The following is a 2,782-nucleotide window of genomic DNA, read 5'->3' on the forward strand; positions in this document are numbered from 1 at the left end:
GGCAGATGGGTATAAGAGAAAGCTGTTGAAGTAGTGGCGCACGACGGGCATTGGCTCGGACGCGGTGCCTGGTCGCCAGAATCTCAAATCCAAGTGCGGATATGGACCTTCGACAAAGAAGAAACTATCGATGCCGATTTTTTCGCCCGACGCATTAAAAGAGCCCAAGCGGGTCGTGATGATTTGATCCGCGAACAAGGTCTAACGGGCTATCGCTTAATTGCCGCTGAATCGGACGGTTTACCCGGTATCACCATAGACCGTTATGCCAATGTTCTGGTATGTCAGTTATTGAGTACTGGTGCTGAAAAGTGGCGCGATACTATCGTTGAGCAACTGGTTCTTCAATATCCGGACTGCGCGGTCTATGAGCGTTCAGATGTTGACTCAAGAAAGAAAGAAGGCTTAGTTCCTGTAGTAGGATTACTGCACGGGGAGTTACCTGCTATGCCCGTGATCATCGAAGAAAATGGTATTAAGATTGCCGTCGATGTTGTTAAAGGTCATAAAACAGGTTTCTATCTGGATCAACGTGACAACCGTGCCATGGCAGCCCGTTTTGTCAAAGGTAAATCAGTGCTTAACTGCTTCTGTTACACCGGTACTTTTGGCTTGTATGCTGCCAAAGCTGGCGCTGCGAGTATTGAAAACGTCGATGTATCAACCTTAGCGCTGCAAACTGCTCGCGATAATATGGCCATTAACAACCTTAATGATGACCATGTAAATTATAACGAAGCTGACGTATTCAAATTACTACGCCAGTACCGAGATGAAGGTAAAACCTTTGATGTTATTGTCTTAGACCCGCCTAAATTTGCCGACAATAAGTCACAACTCGATGGCGCATGTCGCGGTTATAAAGACATCAATATGATTGCGATGCAATTACTTAATCCAGGCGGAATATTACTGACGTTCTCGTGTTCAGGCTTAATGCAGTCAGACCTATTCCAAAAAGTGGTTGCCGATGCTGCACTTGATGCCAAGCGTGAAGTGCAATTTATTGAACGCATGCACCAAGCAAGTGATCACCCAATTAGTAGCGCATTCCCAGAAGGTTATTACCTCAAAGGACTCGTTGCTCGCGTTTGGTAACAGCTAAATGGATCTAATCAAAAAGGGAACAGTATCTGTTCCCTTTTTGATTCTATAAACATCGCGATCAGCTCAATGACGCCTTGTACCGCTAATACCTACCACACAATCAAAACGCGTTTAAGTCAACATGAGTATTAGCGGCATCACGATATCTTGATCTGTTTTATGTTGGAACACCCAATTTAGGGTTAACACCGTAATCATTTGCATCATGGCTGTCTTGGGCCAAGAAAACAATCAGAACGATTAAGCCAATGAGTGGAATTAATAGTATTAATTGCCACCAGCCAGAACGGCCTGTGTCATGTAACCTTCTAGCTGCAATACTCAGACTTGGAACTAATAACGCAAGACTCACTATCATTGAAATAGTCTCTAAACCAAGTACAGCTATGACAATATTGATAATGGTATAAACAAGTATAAACATCCAATATTCTTTTCTTCGCGCTCGACCAGTGAAATCAGCATACTTTTTTAACGCGCCTACAAAATAATCCATTCAGAACCTTCCTTGTTGTTGATGAAAATTAACCATGTATTAGCAGAATATCGAAAAACACTCTAGAAATGTTTTATTAATACAACATTTATAATACTTTTAATAACTTACCAGCACATTTAAGGTAAATCAATCATCCTTTAATTACTTACTCGTAGTATGCTGTCATTTTTAATAGTTCATCACTAAAATCGAAAATTTGATCTAACGTTTCAATTGGATATCTTATTTCATTTTTATCAGAATCAAATAAACCAATATACTTTTGTTTAGCATTGAAGTGTAAACGACATAGAGGTTTACGGTTGTTATCATCCAATAACACCCCGAAATAGCTTTGGGTATCTCTAGCAATAATTCGACTCGCATCTACATTTTTTCTTAAAATTGCTTTGACAATATTAAAGCCTTCAACTTCATCGTTAGTAGTCACTATTTTAGGTTTTTCATCATCTAGAAGACACTTATCCTCATCTTCTATTTTCGAGATTTGTTCATCTCCAATGGCAGATTTTAACCTTTCGTTGATGCTGTCACTTAAAAATTGCCTTAATGCTTTTTTAGTTATTTCAGTAAACTGTTGTTTTACTTTTGGAGTAAGAACACCATCGTAAGTCCTTGCAGCAAAGAACTTTATAAACTCTTCTTCAGGGTCTTTAAATTGCTCGTTTAATAGCTTTTTAATTTGATTTAAATACTTTAACTCTCCAGCAGCATTTACTATGGATTCAACATCAAATGAAGACTTAGTCAATTTCTTAAGTTCAGGGATTAAATGCTCATCTATATTTAATAAATCTAACGTTAAAAACGGTTTTTCATCCATTTTGTTAGGAGCATCTAAATCAGTAAAAAATTGATATTCTGTTCCGTTAGTCAGGATGGCTAAACGAGAGTTTGTAACAGAGAAATATCTAAATAATTGTCCGGCATGCTTAATTGATAGCTTTTCACCGTATTTTTTACATTCTATAAGAATTTGTACTTCACCATCTTTAACTAAAGCGTAGTCAACTTTCTCGCCTTTTTTAGTCGCTATATCTGCCGTAAATTCAGGGATGACTTCATTAGGGTTAAAGACATCATAACCAAGCACGGTATGAAGAAATGGCATAATTAACGCATTTTTGGTTGCTTCCTCAGTGTGTAAACTGGCAGCTATTTGGGGAATTCGTTTTG

Annotated in this window: 2 protein-coding genes and 1 pseudogene; 1 reads left to right on the forward strand and 2 read right to left on the reverse strand. The window is 38.5% G+C overall.

The genetic code is table 11. The features are described 5' to 3' along the window. Positions 1 to 18: 18 nt before the first annotated feature. Positions 19 to 1,098 (forward strand): annotated as a pseudogene (locus CXF78_RS19300) (class I SAM-dependent rRNA methyltransferase); the annotation flags it as partial. Between the two features lie 166 nt (positions 1,099 to 1,264). Here the strand turns inward: CXF78_RS19300 and CXF78_RS19305 are convergent. Together CXF78_RS19305 and CXF78_RS19310 are read right to left on the reverse strand one after the other, a co-directional pair. Beyond that, complete coding sequence (locus tag CXF78_RS19305; RefSeq protein ID WP_011639443.1) at positions 1,265 to 1,603, reverse strand: DUF805 domain-containing protein; 339 nt, start codon at positions 1,601 to 1,603, stop codon at positions 1,265 to 1,267. A 148-nt stretch (positions 1,604 to 1,751) separates the two neighbouring features. Beyond that, positions 1,752 to 2,782, reverse strand: a 1,031-nt coding sequence (locus tag CXF78_RS19310) for a type I restriction endonuclease (protein WP_102037671.1), incomplete at its 5' end; no start/stop codon positions are given.

Origin of the sequence: Shewanella sp. 11B5, assembly GCF_002836795.1 — a bacterium.
GTDB lineage: Bacteria > Pseudomonadota > Gammaproteobacteria > Enterobacterales > Shewanellaceae > Shewanella > Shewanella frigidimarina.